We start from the raw sequence: 14168 nt of genomic DNA, 5'->3' as shown, positions 1-14168 counted from the left end.
CCGCCCGGCACTCGGCCCGCCGAGGCGGCGTTCAGTCCCGACGCCGGGCACGCGCGATCGCCTTCCCGATTTCGTCCACCCACAACACCACCGAACCGACCGCGATCGCCAGCATCCACTGGGGTGCGGTCAGGGCGGTGGTATCGAACAGACCCTGCAGGAAGCTCGTCTGCACCACGCAGACCTGCAGCACGATCACGACGACGATCGCGATCCAGATGGTGTGGTTGGTCAGCGTCTGCAGCGAGAACACCGATCCGACGTTCGAGCGCACGTTGAAGAGGTTGAAGACCTGGAAGAACACGAACGTGGTGAAGGCGAGCGTCGTGGCGAACAGCGGATCGCCCGCGCTGTCGGGGAACAAGTCCGGTCCGAAGCGCAGCACTGCGAGGGTGCCGACGGCCATCACGATGCCCAGGCCCAGGATCCGCTGAATCCGCGACCGGGTGAGCAACGCTTCCTTGGCCGGCCGCGGGGGCCGCTTCATCGCGTCCGGTTCCGTCCGGTCCACACCGAGGGCGAGGGCGGGCGGGCCGTCCATGATGATGTTGACCCACAGGATCTGCAGCGCGGTGAACGGGGCGCCGCCCGCGAGCCCGAGTGCACCGGCCGCGAGGAAGATCAAGACGAATCCCCACGCGGTGGTCAACTGGAACTTCACGAATTTGACGATGTTGTCGTAGATGCCGCGTCCTTCGGCGACGGCAGCGACGATCGTGGCGAAGTTGTCGTCGGTGAGGATCATGTTCGCGGCGCCCTTGGACACGTCGGTGCCGGTGATGCCCATCGCGACGCCGATGTCGGCCTGTTCGAGCGCGGGCGCGTCGTTCACGCCGTCGCCCGTCATCGCGACGATCTGCCCGTCCGCCTGCAGGGCCTTGACGTACCGGATCTTGTGTTCGGGTGCCACCCGCGCGAGCACACCGAACCCCTCGGCCCGGGCGCGCAACTCCTCGTCGTCGAGGGCATCGAGGTCTGCGCCCGACGCGGCGTTCCCGTCGATTCCGAGTTGTGCCGCGATCGCGGATGCCGTGACCAGGTGGTCGCCGGTGATCATGTGCACCGCGATACCTGCCTCGTGTGCCACCTCGATCGCCGCTTTCGCCTCCGTCCGCGGCGGATCCACGATGCCCACCACCGCATAGATCGTGAGGTCGGATACGAGTGCCTGGAGCGCATCCGAATCCCCCCGCGGCACCGCGTCGAGGTCGCGTCCGGCGATCACCAGCGTTCGCAGCCCCTCGCCGGCGAGTCCGTCGACGGCGTCGCGGATCTTCCGGCGCGCCGCGTCGTCGAGCGGTATCGTCCCGTCCCCGCCCTGCGCGGTGGATGCGCGCTCGAGCAACGCACCCGGCGCCCCCTTGGCGAAGCAACGGAACCCGCCGTCGGGCACGGTGTGAAAGGTCGCCATGTACTTGTAGGCCGAGTCGAACGGGACCTCGGCTATCCGGGTGAGTGCGGCGCGCGCACCGTCGACGTCGATGCCGCCCTTCTCGGCCAGCACGACGAGCGCACCCTCGGTCGGATCTCCGACGAGCACACCGTCGTTGACCGTGGCGTCGTTGCACAGACCCATACCGAGCAACGCGTCGGTGAGGTCGGGGGCCGGCTGACCGTCGCCGACGAGGATCTTCCCGTCCGTCCCGTAGCCGGAGCCGGTGACACGGAACGTGCGCCCGCGTATCAGCAGACGTTGCACCGTCATCTCGTTGAGGGTGAGCGTTCCGGTTTTGTCGGTGGCGATGTGCGACGTGCTGCCCAGCGTCTCGACTGCCGCGAGTTGCTTGACGATCGCCCCGCGGGCCGCGAGGCGGGAGGCTCCCATGGCGAGGGTGAACGCGACCACCGCCGTGAGCCCCTCGGGGATGGTCGCGACAGCCAGCGACACCGCGGTGACGAGCAGGTCCGACCACGTCTGCCCCCGCAGCAGACCGAGAACGAAGACGAGCGCGACGGTGACGATCGCGACGATGGTCAGCGTCTGGGCGAGTTGGCCGATCCGGCGCTGCAGCGGAGTCTGTTCCACGCCTGCGCTACCGAGAAGGGTGGCGATGGCGCCCATTTCGGTGGCCATACCCGTCGCGGTCACGACCATTTCCGCGCGTCCGCGCGTGACCTCGGTGTTCATGAACAACATGTCGGTGCGGTCGCCGAGCGGGGCGTCCGGGGCATCCACCGGGTCGATCGACTTGTCCACGGGGTGCGATTCACCGGTGAGCGCGGCCTCGGCCACCTGCAGTCGCACGGCATGGACGAGGCGGCCGTCGGCGGGCACCGAGTCGCCGGATTCGAGCAGGACGATGTCGCCGGGGACGAGTTGTTCCCGGGGCAACGACTGTTCGCGGCCGTCGCGCCGCACCCGCGTTGTGGACACGGACATCTTCTTCAGCGCCTGCAGGCTGTTCTCCGCCCGCGATTCCTGCACGAAGTTCAGCACCGTGTTGAGCGCGATCACCGCAAAGATGACGACGGGGGTTTCCCATTCCCGGGACACCACTGCGCTCACGACCGCGGCGACGACGAGCACCAGGGTCATCTTGTCGGCGAGCAGCGAGAGCACTTTGCGCCAGGCGGGGGTGCCTGCCGTCTCGGCGATCAGGTTGGGTCCGTGCTCCGCCAGTCGTTGCTCCACGTCGGCGGTGGAGAGCCCTCGTTGCGTGTCGACGCCCAGCGCGCCGGTCACCTCGGGAGCCATAGCGGTGTGCCAGGGCTGCGCGGTTGCCACCTGCATGACGGCTCCTCGGTGTCGGAAATCGGTCGGTTCTCACCGTACTGTGAGCAGACAGTCACGGGGTTCGAGTGCACCCGTCCGGCGTTCGTGGTGAGCTAGGGGAAAGACTCATCGAGTTCGAGGAGTATGCCGTGAGCGACAGCCCGAATACCGGCGAACCCACCACCGTTCTGAGCGACGAGGAAAGCTGGGAACTGCTCGCGACCGAGAAGGTCGGCCGTCTCGTCGTCGTGGTGGACGGCTATCCGGAGATCTATCCGGTCAACTACGCGGTGCGCGACCGGAAGGTGTACTTCCGCAGCGCCGAAGGCAGCAAACTCGCGGAATTGACCGTGTATCCCAAGGTGGCGTTCCAGGTCGACCACATCGAGGCAAGCGAAGCATGGAGCGTCGTGATCCACGGGCGCGCCCATATCCTTCTGCATTTCAGCGACGTGCAGGCCGTCGACGCGCTGGGCCTGACCCCTTGGGTTCCGGATTCGAAATTCAACTACGTCGAGCTGGTCGCCGCGGAAACCACAGGTCGAAGGTTCGCCCTGGTCGAGCACTGATCACTGGTCGAACACGGACGTTCGGTCGAACACCGCCCTCATGACCCACGCGGACGAGAACCGCCTGCTGATGCGGTTCATGCTGCTGTCGGTCGCCGCCGCGTTGGTCACCATCGCGATGAAAGTGCTCGCGGCGTGGCTCACCGGATCGGTGGGCCTGCTGTCCGACGCACTCGAGTCCGGGGTCAACCTCGTCGCGGCGGTGGTCGGCTTGATCGCACTGCGGGTCGCTGCCAAGCCTGCCGACTACAACCACCAGTTCGGCCACGGCAAAGCCGAGTACCTGTCGGCGGCCGTCGAGGGAACCATGATCTTCGTCGCGGCCACCGCGATCCTGTGGTCGTCGGTGGACCGCCTGGTGCATCCGCAACCGGTGGAGCAGCCCGGTATCGGTCTCGCGTTGTCCACCGCCGCGTCCGTCGTCAACCTTGCCGTGGGTCTCGCCCTCATCCGGGCGGGCCGGCGGCACCGCTCGATCACGCTCGTCGCCGACGGCAATCACCTGCTGACCGATGTGTGGACCTCGGTAGGTGTGCTCGCCGGTGTCGGACTCGTCGTACTCACCGGATGGGACGTGCTCGATCCCGTCGTGGCAATCCTCGTGGCAGTCAACATCCTGCGCATCGGGTACGGGCTGGTGAAGCAGTCCGTCATCGGCATGCTCGACGTCGTGCTCCCCCCGGAGGATGTCGCCGCGGTCGATGCGGTCCTCGAGCGGTACCGGCAAGGCGGTTCCGTCGTGATCCTTCCGCCGCGCACCCGGCAGTCCGGACGGCAGCGCTTCGTGTACCTGACCGTGCGGGTACCGGGTGACTGGACGGTCCGGGCGGGCCACGATCTGCTCGACCGGCTCGAAGCCGATCTCCGTGATGCTCTGCCCGGAACAACGGTCTTCACGCACCTCGAACCGATCCGGCCGGCTGTGGCGGTTTCGGCAGACGAACCCCGGAGGCGGTGACGGGCGCCTAGCGTGGAGTGATGGGCACACCGCTGATCACCTTGAACAACGGAGTCACCATCCCCGCGCTGGGCTTCGGTGTCTTCCAGACCCCACCCGAGCAGACCGTCGCGGCGGTGACCACCGCATTGGACATCGGCTACCGGCACATCGATACCGCCGCCGCGTATCTGAACGAGCGCGAAGTGGGTCAGGCCGTCGCCCGGTCCTCGGTCGACCGGTCCGATGTCTTCCTCGAGACCAAGGTCTGGATCACCGATTACGGATACGACGCGACCTTGCATTCGTTCGACAAGAGCGCCGCGAAACTGGGTGTCGAGCAGATCGACCTGCTCATCCTGCACCAGGCGCTGCCCGGCGAGTTCGACCTCACCCTCGCCGCCTACAGGGCGCTCGAGACACTGCTCACGGACGGCAAGGTGCGTGCCATCGGAGTCAGCAACTTCATGCCGGACCATCTCGACCGGCTCATGGATGCGACCTCGATCGTCCCGGCGGTCAACCAGATCGAAGTGCATCCCTACTTCCGCCAGTCCGCCGTGCTCGAAGCCGATGCCGAGAACGGCACAGTCTCGCAGGCGTGGTCACCGATCGGAGGAATCACCTTCTATCGGAACGGATCTCACGGATCCACCCTGGACGACCCCGTCATCGGCGGTATCGCTCGGGCACACGACAAGACCCCGGCTCAGGTGATGTTGCGGTGGCATCTGCAGCAGGGGCGCCAGGTCATCCCGAAATCGGTGACCCCGTCGCGGATCGCCGAGAACTTCCATGTCTTCGACTTCGATCTCACCGCGGATGAACTCGCGGCGATCGACGACCTCGACACCGGAGTGCGGGGCGGACCCGAACCCGAAGCCATCACCCGCGAAAACTTCGGACTCGACATTCCCGAACCCTGAGTCCGGTGGCCGGTCGCTACGTTCCTGCCGTCACGAGCCCTGCGCCGAGGCCGAGCATGAGCACCGCGACGCCACCGTCGAGAAAACGCCACGAGTTCGGTTTCGCGAACCATCGCTGGAGGTGCCGGGCGCCGTAACCGAGCGCGCCGAACCAGACCGCGCTCGCGACGATCGCGCCGACACCGAACCACCACCTGCCCGGGTTGCCGTAGTGGTTCGCCACCGATCCGAGCATGAGGACCGTGTCGAGATAGGTGTGGGGATTGAGCCAGGTCAGGGCGAGACACGTGGCCAGGGCCGCCCCGATGGTGACGGCGCCACCGGGCGCGGCCGCGAGCGCCGCCGGACGCAGGGCACGCCGCGCGGCAAGCAGTCCGTAGACGATCAGGAACGCCGCTCCGGCCCAGCGGATCACGTCCACTGCTCCGGGCGCATGGTCCAGCAGGGTGGAGATACCGGCGATGCCGGCGGTGATGAGTATCGCGTCGGAGATCGCACAGACGGCGATGACGGGCAGCACGTGCCGGCGCGCGATGGCCATTCGCAACACGAAGGCGTTCTGCGCGCCGATCGCAACGATGAGGGACATGCCCATGCCGAATCCGGCGACGACGAGATGCATGCCGTCCACCGTAGGAATCCGAGACTATGAAGAACAGGTGATTTTTCTTCAGTACCATTAGAGTTGCTTCATATGGACGTCGACTTCGCACAACTGCGCACATTCGCCGCCGTACTCGACGAAGGCACGTTCGACGGTGCGGCCGCGGTCCTGCGCATCACGCCGTCCGCGGTGAGCCAGCGGATCAAAGCGCTCGAACACCATGTGGGCCAGGTGTTGTTGCGGCGCACCCGCCCCGTGACGGCCACCACCGCCGGCGAGGCGATCATGCGACTGGCCCGGCAGGTCTCACGCCTCGAGGAAGACACCGAGGATGCACTCGGGCTCGCACCCGGTGACGACAATCACGTCACGATGTCCCTCGTCGTCAACGCCGACTCCATGTCGACCTGGATGTTGCGCGCACTCGCCCGCATGCCGGAACGGCACCGCGCGCTGTTCGAGTTGCACCGCGAGGACGAGTTCCATTCCACCGAACTGCTGCGGGACGGCACCGCGATGGCTGCGGTGACCTCGGTACCCGAACCGGTCCAGGGCTGCACTTCCGAAAAGCTCGGTGCCATGCGGTATTACGCCATGGCGAGCATCGACTTCGCCGAACACTGGTTTCCCGACGGGACCACCCCTGCCGCCCTGCGTGTCGCACCGATGCTCAGCTTCGACCGCAAGGACGACATGCAGGACCGCGCATTGCGCAGGGTGACACGCGCGCGACTCGAACCGCCCCGCAACTATGTCCCGGGCGCCCTCGAGTTCGTCGACGCGGTCCGCCTCGGCCTGGGCTGGGGCATGCTGCCCGAACCCATGCTCACCGACACGACGGGCATGGTCCGCCTCGACCCCGGCCGGCCGTTCGATGTGCCGCTGTACTGGCAGCGATGGAAACTGGAATCGCCGGTTCTCGACTCGCTCACCGAGGCTGTACGACGCACCGCCCGGGAAGTCCTGCGGTAGCGGGATTCGGGCGAGATCTCAGTCGACCAGCACCTTGAACTGGGCGTCGTAGAGGCGCGCGTACGCACCGCCCGCCTCGAGCAACCCGTGGTGCGTGCCCTGCTCGACGATACGTCCGTCCTCCATCACCACGATCCGGTCGGCATCCCGGATCGTCGAAAGCCGGTGTGCGATGACGAAACTCGTCCGTTCGTCGCGCAACCGGGCGGTCGCCTGCTGGACGAGCAGTTCGGTGCGGGTGTCCACGGAACTGGTCGCCTCGTCGAGAATGAGGATCGACGGCTTCGCGACGAACGCGCGAGCGATCGTGACGAGCTGGCGCTCACCGGCGCTGAGGCTGCCGTTCTCCTCGTCGAGCACCGTGTCGTAGCCGTCGGGCAGCGCACGCACGAAGCGATCCACGTAACTCATCCGCGCGGCCGACATGATCTGGTTCTCGGTGGCGTGCGGATTGCCGTACGCGATGTTCTCGCGGATCGTGCCGCCGAAGAGCCAGGTGTCCTGGAGGACGATTCCGATACGCGAACGCAATTCCTCCCGCGACATCCGGGTGATGTCCACCCCGTCGACGAGGATGCGGCCCGAGTTCACTTCGTAGAAACGGAGAATGAGATTGATGAGCGTGGTCTTGCCGGCACCCGTGGGGCCGACGATCGCGATCATCTGACCGGGCTCGACGCGCAGCGACAGATCCTCGATGAGCGGTCGATCCGGCACGTACGAGAAGGAGACGTGTTCGAACTCGACGAGACCGTGACGGCTCCACGGCATCGTGGGTGCCGGGGGTTCCGGCTCCTCCTCCGGTTCGTCGAGCACCGCGAATACCCGCTCGGCCGATGCCGACGCCGACTGCAGCAGATTGACCATCGCGCCGATCTGGGCGAGAGGCTGGACCAGTTGTCGTGAGTACTGGATCAACGCCTGGATCTCGCCGAGGGTGGCGGTACCCGAGGCGACACGCAACCCGCCGAGGACGGCGATCACGACATAGCCCACGTTCCCGAGGAACGTCACGAGCGGCATCACCAGGCCCGAGACGAATTGCGCTCGGTACGACGCCTGATAGAGCGATTCGTTGGTCTCGGTGAAACGCTTCTGGACCTCCGCGGTGCGGCCGTACGCCGTGATGAGCTCGTGGCCGGTGAACGCTTCCTCGATCTGCCCGTTGAGTGTGCCCGTCGCCTCCCACTGCGACGCGAAATGCTTGCGGGATCGGCGCGCGACGATCACCGTCGCGAGCACCGACGCCGGGACGGTGAGGATGGCCACGACGGCGAGCACCGGCGAGATGAACAGCATCATCACGACGAGCCCGATGAGCGTGAGCACCGCCAGCACCAGCTGCGAAATGGATTCCTGCATGCCCGCCGACACGTTGTCGATGTCGTTGGTGACGCGACTGAGCATGTCGCCGCGCGAATGGGTGTCGAAGTATCTCAGGGGCAGCCGGTGGATCTTGCGTTCCACCCGCGACCGCATGTCGCGCACGACGCGCTGCACGATCTCGTTGAGACCGTACGCAGCCATCCAGATCAGGCCCGACGACAACAGGTACAGCGCGAGCACGATCACGAGGATCCGGCCGAGATTCCCGAAATCGATCCCGACACCCGGCACGACGTTCATGCCGGACACCATGTCGGCGAACTGGTCTCGCCCCTCCGCCCGCAGCCCCGCGACCGCCTCTTCCTTGGACACGCCGGCGGGGAGTTGCTTTCCGATCACACCGTTGAAGATCACGTCGGTGCCGCGACCGAGAACGAACGGGGCGATCGACACGCTCACGACACCGAGCACTGCGGCGAGGAACACCGAGTAGACGGCGTATCGGTGCGGGTGCAGCATCCCGAGGACACGGGCGACGGTGCGAATGCGCGACGGCGCGCTCTCCTCCGGGGTGGTCATACCGACGCCATCCTCTGGGACTCGACGATCTCGACGTACGTGGGGCAGCGACCGAGGAGACCGAGGTGCGTACCCACGTCGACCATCGTGCCGTTGTCGAGCACCACGATGCGGTCGGCGTCCTGCACCGTCGACACGCGCTGGGCGACGATCAGCACGCACGCATCGCGGGTTTCCGGCTCGAGGGCCGCACGCAACCGGCTGTCCGTGGCCGGGTCCAGCGCCGAGAACGCGTCGTCGAACAGGTAGATGGACGGACGGCGAACCAGTGCGCGGGCGATCGCGAGGCGCTGTCGCTGCCCACCCGAGACGGTCGTGCCGCCCTGCGAGATCTCGGTGTTCAGCCCGTCCGACGTGGCCCGGACGAAGTCCGCGGCTTGCGCTATCTCCAGGGCGCGCCACAACTCGTCGTCGGTGGCGTCGGACCGTCCGTAGCGCAGGTTGTCGGCGATGGTGCCCGAGAACAGATACGCCTTCTGCGGCACGACGGCGATCCGGGAGCGCAGCACCTCGGTATCGAGCGTGCGGATGTCGGTGCCGGCGACGAGCACCTGACCTTCGGTTGCATCGATCAACCGCGGTAGCAGGCGCATCAACGTGCTCTTTCCGGACCCGGTACCGCCGATGACGGCGGTGGTGGTGCCGGGCTCGGCGCGGAACGAGATGCCGCGGAGCACCGGTGCGTCGGCGCCGGGATAGGAGAATCCCGCCGCGCGGAACTCCACGGAGACGCGGGCGGGGAGTTGCCGGACCGGTTCGGGCGGCGATGCGACCGTGGGTTCGGTGTCGAGCACCTCGAGCAGGCGTTCCGCGCACACCGTGGCGCGCGGCGCCATGATGGCGATGAACGAAGCCATGAGCACCGCCATGAGGATCTGTGCGACATAGGTGATCATCGCGGTGATCGAACCGATCTGCATCTCACCGGCGTCGATGCGCTGGCCACCGACCCACAGCACGGCGACGGTGCTGGCGTTCGCGATCAGCAGGACCGCCGGATACAGCAGGGAGTTGACCCGTCCGACGCGCAGCGCAGTCGCGGTGAGGTCGTCGTTGGCCCGCTCGAAGCGGGCGCGTTCGGTGTCGTCGCGAACGAAGGCCCGCACCACCCGGATACCGGTGATCTGTTCGCGAAGGACCCTGTTCACCCCGTCGATGCGTTTCTGCATCACCCGGAAACCGGGCAGCATGAGCAGGATCAGCGCCACCATGGTGAAGACGAGTGCCGGTACCGCTACGACGAGAACCAGCGATGTTCCGGGGTCTTCGCGCAACGCCATGATGATGCCGCCGACGGCCATGATCGGAGAAGTCACGACGATGGTGCAGGTCATGAGGACGAGCATCTGGACCTGCTGCACGTCGTTGGTGTTGCGGGTGATCAGCGACGCCGCGCCGAAGGTGCCGAACTCCCGCGCCGAGAACTCGCCGACACGCCGCACGATCGCCAGCCGGACGTCCCGGCCGAACGACATGGCGGCCCGCGCGGCGAAGTACACCGCGCCGATCGCGGCGCTGATCTCGACGGCGCTGATGGCCAGCATCACCAGGCCGGTACGCATGATGAAGTCGACGTCCCCGGCCGCCACGCCCTCGTCGATGATGTCGGCGTTGAGGCTCGGCAGGAGCAGCATCCCGCCCGTCGCGACAAGCTGGAGCAGCACCACTGCGGCAAGCGCGCCCTTGTATGGCGCGAGAAACCGCCGCAACAGCTGTATCAGCATGGGCAACACGCTACCTGCGTGGCGCGACGATCCCGGATTGCGGAGCCCTGCCCGGGACCGGTCACCGCGGAACCGGCCGAGCGGCCACCGGCACGAATACCGGTGACCGCCGACCGGGTCGTCACACCCGGGCCGTTTCTGTCTCCGTCTCCGCCTCGCCGGCGGCGAGTTCGCGAGTGAGCTTCTCGCCCTCCACGTCGACGTTCGGGAGGATCTTGTCGAGCCACTTCGGCAGCCACCACGCCTTGTCGCCGAGCAGCGCCATCACCGCCGGGATGATGACCATGCGCACGATGAAGGCGTCGAAGAACACGGCGACGGCGAGCGCGAAGCCCATCGACTTGATCAGCGAGTTCGGTTCTGCGATGAAGGCCGCGAACACCGAGATCATGATGACCGCCGCCGCACTGACGACGCGGGCGCCGTGGCCGAAGCCGGACACCACAGCATCCTTCGCCGACGCGCCGTGCACGAACTCCTCGCGCATGCGCGTCACCAGGAACACCTGGTAGTCCATCGCCAAGCCGAAGACGACACCGATCAGGAAGATCGGCATGAAGCTCACGATGGGTTGCGGGTTGGAGATGAGCCCGCCCCAGCCTTCCTGGAACACCGCCACGGTGGCACCGAACGTCGCGAGCACACTCAGCAGGAAGCCGAGCGTCGCGGTGAGCGGCACAAGGATGGAGCGGAAGACCAGCATGAGCAGGATGAATGCGAGTCCGACCACCACGGCGAGGTACGGAACCAGAGCGGTCTGGAGGCTCTCGGACACGTCGCCTTCCAGCGCCGTCTGCCCGGTGATGCCGTACGAGACTCCGAACTCGTCCTGCAGCCGGGACTCGTCGTCACGGATGGACGAGACGAGATCCATGGTCGCTTCGTCGCTCGGGCCGCTGCGCGGCGTGACGAGGATCTGCGCGGTGTCACCGGCCTCGTTGACCGACACGATCTGCGCGTTGACGACCTCGTCGTGTTCGGACAGCGACGCGACGACCGCACCGAACGCCGCGGGTGCGTCCACCTCGGCTTCACGGGCGTCCGCGACGACGACGAGCGGGCCGTTGCGTCCCGGGCCGAAGCCCTCGTCGATCAGGTCGTAGGCCTGGCGTGCGCTGGTTGCGGGGTCGCCGGTGGCTTCGCTCGGCAGGGCGAGTCGCAGGCCGGTCGCGGGAAGGGCGAGCACGCCGAGCAGCACCACACCCGCGACGAGCGGAACGAGCGGGCGGCGCACGAGCGCGGCGGCAAACTTCGGAGCGGCACCGGGCTTGTCGTCGTCACCCGCACCGGCCTTCAGGCCGGGGATGCGTCCCGCGAAGGCCTTCTCACCGAAGAGCGAGAGGACGGCGGGGAGCAGGGTGATGGCGATGAGCACGGCCATGAAGACGGTGAAGGCGGCCGCGTATCCCATCGCGGAGAGGAACGGGATACCCACGACTTGCAGGGCTGCGAGCGCGATGATGACTGTCAGACCCGCGAACACGACCGCCGAACCGGCGGTGCCCACCGCGCGACCTGCCGCTTCGGCACGGTCGCTGGTGACGGTGAGTTCGTGCCGGAAGCGCGAGACGATGAACAACGAGTAGTCGATCGCGACCGCGAGACCGATCATGATCGCGAGGGTCGGCGTCATCGAGCTGAGGTCGGTGAAGCCGGTCGCGATGGTGATGCCCATGCTGCCGATGCCGATGCCGACCAGGGCGGTGATGAGCGGCAGACCGGCCGCGACCAGGGACCCGAACGTCAAGGCGAGCACGATCGCGGCAATGCCGATGCCGACGAGTTCCGCGGTACCTCCCGGGAGTTCGACCGCGCTGGCAGCGGTCCCGCTGACCTCCACGGTCAAGCCGGCGTCGCGGCCGATGTCCGCTGCGGCCGCGATCTGGTCACGCATGGTGTCGTCGACGTCGCTCATCTCGCCCGTGAAGGGGACGGTGACGAAGCCGACCGTGCGGTCGGAGCTCAACGGCGACAGTGCGGCGGCGTTCGCGAGAGCGGCGTCCTCGGGCAGTCCCTGTTCCGCACCGGCAGCCTTCATCTGTTCGACGAGGCCGGCGTCGGCGAGTACCGGGTTGGCCAGTACACCGGCCTGCTCCTCGGGCGTCGCGGTCGCCGGATCCACCTTGGCCGGCGGCGCCACACGGTCGATGTCGCGCACTGCGGCGAGCACGTCGTCGATGGCCTGCATGTTGGCGGGCTCGTCGAGCGTTTGTCCGTCGGGGGCGGCGAACACATACCGGGCGCTGAGCTGGTTCATCGGATCTTCGGCCGACGGGAAGCGTTCGGCCATCAGGTCCTGTGTCTTCTGCGCGGGGGTACCGGGCAGAGAGAAGGAATCGGTGGTCGGACCCGACAGCGTCGCGGCACCGACACCGAACAGGACGAGGATCGCCAGCCAGAAGGAGAGAACCGTGCCTTTTCGCCGGTAGGCGAACTTGCCGATCCGATATAGGTAGGTCGCCACGAGGCACCCTTTCGTTCGGACATTTCTTGCGGAGGGAGGGGTCGAGTCGACCGCTGTGGGGCGTACTCGCGCGTTACGGGAAACCGAGACGCAACCGGCCGAAGGCGTCGCGGATGAGGTCTTCGGGCGACCGGCCGACTCCCGCGAGATGCATCTCGATCGCTGCCTTGATCGCGCCGAGAGCCACGTGGTGGATCAGGTTGGGGAACAGTTCCACGCCCGGATCGGTGCCCGTGCGTTCTGCGATGACGTCGATGAGCATCCGCGTCGACCGTCGCTCGACCTCGATGCCCCGGACGAGCAGTGCCGAAGATTCCTCCACGACCGAAACACACGCACCGATCTCGTCGAACGACCACTTCGGGTCGGTGACGAGACCGACGGCGCATTCCCGGAGGGAATCGAGGATGTGTTCGTCGGCCGGGCGCTGCCGCAACATCTCGATCCATTCCTCGATCACACGCTCGAGATGAACGAAGACCGCTTCTTCCTTGCTGGCGAAGTAGTTGTGGAACGTGCGCGTCGAGACGCCTGCGCGTGCGGCGATCGCATCGGCGGTGACCGCGTGCACACCGTGCTCGCGGGCGAGTTCGGCGGCCGCTTCGGCGAGCGCCGCCCGCGTCGCCGCTTTCTTGCGGTCGCGCAGACCTGAGGAGGGAAGACTCACTCCATCGACCGTACAGAAATTGCAGAGCTCGGTAAGTTTGCAGAAGTGTGCAAGATTATGCGATTACCCACATCGGGGCGCTCGCAGTAACGCAGATCACACTCGGCGGCGCTCCCAGGCACCCTGATCGCGAGTGAGTTCCTCGACGAACGCGGGCAGGTCATCGGCGACGACATCCTCGAGCGACACCTCTTCGAGGACCGCGCGCAGATTCACCCGCACCGCGATCCAGACGTCGCGCAACTTCTCGGCCGCGCCGGTGTAGACGACATCCTCGGGCCGCTCACCCCGGACCGACGCGAGAGGACCCTCGACCGTCCGAATGACATCGGCTATCGAGATCGCCCCCGGAGGACGAGCGAGCCAATAACCCCCTTCGGGGCCGCGCCTGCTGCACACCAGACCGCCCCTCCGCAGATCGGCGAGCACCGCCTCCAGGAACTTGTGCGGGATCGACTGCGCGGTCGCGAGGGTTTCGGCCTTCACCGGGCGGCCGTCGCCCTTGGCCGCGAGCTCGAGGAGGGTACGGACGGCATAGTCGACCCTCGCGGTGATGTGCATTCCACGCCTCTCACTACGCTGCCGACGGAACCCCCAATTCCTACCAGCAAACTGCGGAAACGGCCGTTCACGATTCCCAGGCTACTGGTGACACACACCACATCACGAGTAGATTGAACCGTTGTT

At 66.8% G+C, this 14168-nt stretch carries 11 protein-coding genes; 4 read left to right on the top strand and 7 right to left on the bottom strand.

Annotated elements, in window-relative coordinates; genetic code table 11:
* Positions 1–31: 31 nt before the first annotated feature.
* Positions 32–2731, bottom strand: coding sequence for a cation-translocating P-type ATPase (locus tag HF886_RS17250; RefSeq protein ID WP_206038886.1), 2700 nt, complete (start codon positions 2729–2731; stop codon positions 32–34).
* A 131-nt stretch (positions 2732–2862) separates the two neighbouring features.
* Between HF886_RS17250 and HF886_RS17245 the strand changes: the two genes are divergently transcribed.
* The 3 genes from HF886_RS17245 to HF886_RS17235 are packed head-to-tail and all read left to right on the top strand — an operon-like array spanning position 2863 to position 5145.
* A complete protein-coding gene (locus tag HF886_RS17245; RefSeq protein ID WP_169622550.1) occupies positions 2863–3282 on the top strand; it encodes a pyridoxamine 5'-phosphate oxidase family protein in 420 nt (139 codons plus the stop codon).
* Positions 3283–3322: 40 nt separating this feature from the next.
* A complete protein-coding gene (locus HF886_RS17240; protein WP_240955195.1) occupies positions 3323–4240 on the top strand; it encodes a cation diffusion facilitator family transporter in 918 nt (305 codons plus the stop codon).
* A gap of 20 nt (positions 4241–4260) precedes the next feature.
* Positions 4261–5145 carry an aldo/keto reductase gene (locus tag HF886_RS17235; protein WP_169652983.1) on the top strand — a complete coding sequence of 295 codons (885 nt, stop codon included), beginning with the start codon at positions 4261–4263 and terminating at the stop codon, positions 5143–5145.
* Between the two features lie 16 nt (positions 5146–5161).
* On the opposite strand, the gene HF886_RS17230 is transcribed toward HF886_RS17235, so the two are convergent.
* Positions 5162–5767 (bottom strand): LysE/ArgO family amino acid transporter, encoded by a 606-nt coding sequence (locus HF886_RS17230; protein WP_169622548.1) that lies wholly within the window; start codon positions 5765–5767, stop codon positions 5162–5164.
* Between the two features lie 72 nt (positions 5768–5839).
* Between HF886_RS17230 and HF886_RS17225 the strand changes: the two genes are divergently transcribed.
* Positions 5840–6721 (top strand): LysR family transcriptional regulator ArgP, encoded by an 882-nt coding sequence (locus HF886_RS17225; RefSeq protein WP_169622547.1) that lies wholly within the window; start codon positions 5840–5842, stop codon positions 6719–6721.
* Positions 6722–6739: 18 nt separating this feature from the next.
* Here the strand turns inward: HF886_RS17225 and HF886_RS17220 are convergent, their stop codons facing one another.
* From HF886_RS17220 to HF886_RS17200, 5 genes are all read right to left on the bottom strand, one after another.
* A complete protein-coding gene (locus HF886_RS17220; protein WP_169622546.1) occupies positions 6740–8626 on the bottom strand; it encodes an ABC transporter ATP-binding protein in 1887 nt (628 codons plus the stop codon).
* Positions 8623–10350, bottom strand: coding sequence for an ABC transporter ATP-binding protein (locus tag HF886_RS17215; protein ID WP_169652982.1), 1728 nt, complete (start codon positions 10348–10350; stop codon positions 8623–8625). Before HF886_RS17215 ends, HF886_RS17220 begins: the two co-directional genes overlap by 4 nt.
* Before the next feature lie 121 nt (positions 10351–10471).
* The gene (locus HF886_RS17210; protein ID WP_169652981.1) at positions 10472–12814 is read right to left on the bottom strand and encodes an MMPL family transporter; all 2343 of its coding nucleotides are present in this window, start codon (positions 12812–12814) and stop codon (positions 10472–10474) included.
* 73 nt (positions 12815–12887) lie between these two features.
* The gene (locus tag HF886_RS17205; protein WP_169622543.1) at positions 12888–13481 is read right to left on the bottom strand and encodes a TetR/AcrR family transcriptional regulator; all 594 of its coding nucleotides are present in this window, start codon (positions 13479–13481) and stop codon (positions 12888–12890) included.
* A 96-nt stretch (positions 13482–13577) separates the two neighbouring features.
* Positions 13578–14042 carry an Rrf2 family transcriptional regulator gene (locus tag HF886_RS17200; RefSeq protein WP_169652980.1) on the bottom strand — a complete coding sequence of 155 codons (465 nt, stop codon included), beginning with the start codon at positions 14040–14042 and terminating at the stop codon, positions 13578–13580.
* Positions 14043–14168: the final 126 nt, after the last annotated feature.

It is taken from the genome of Rhodococcus sp. 105337 (assembly GCF_012844225.1).
In the GTDB taxonomy this organism is placed as follows: Bacteria; Actinomycetota; Actinomycetes; order Mycobacteriales; family Mycobacteriaceae; genus Rhodococcus.
The sequence above is the reverse complement of the archived record's forward strand: the minus strand, read 5'-3'. Positions and strand labels throughout refer to the sequence as shown.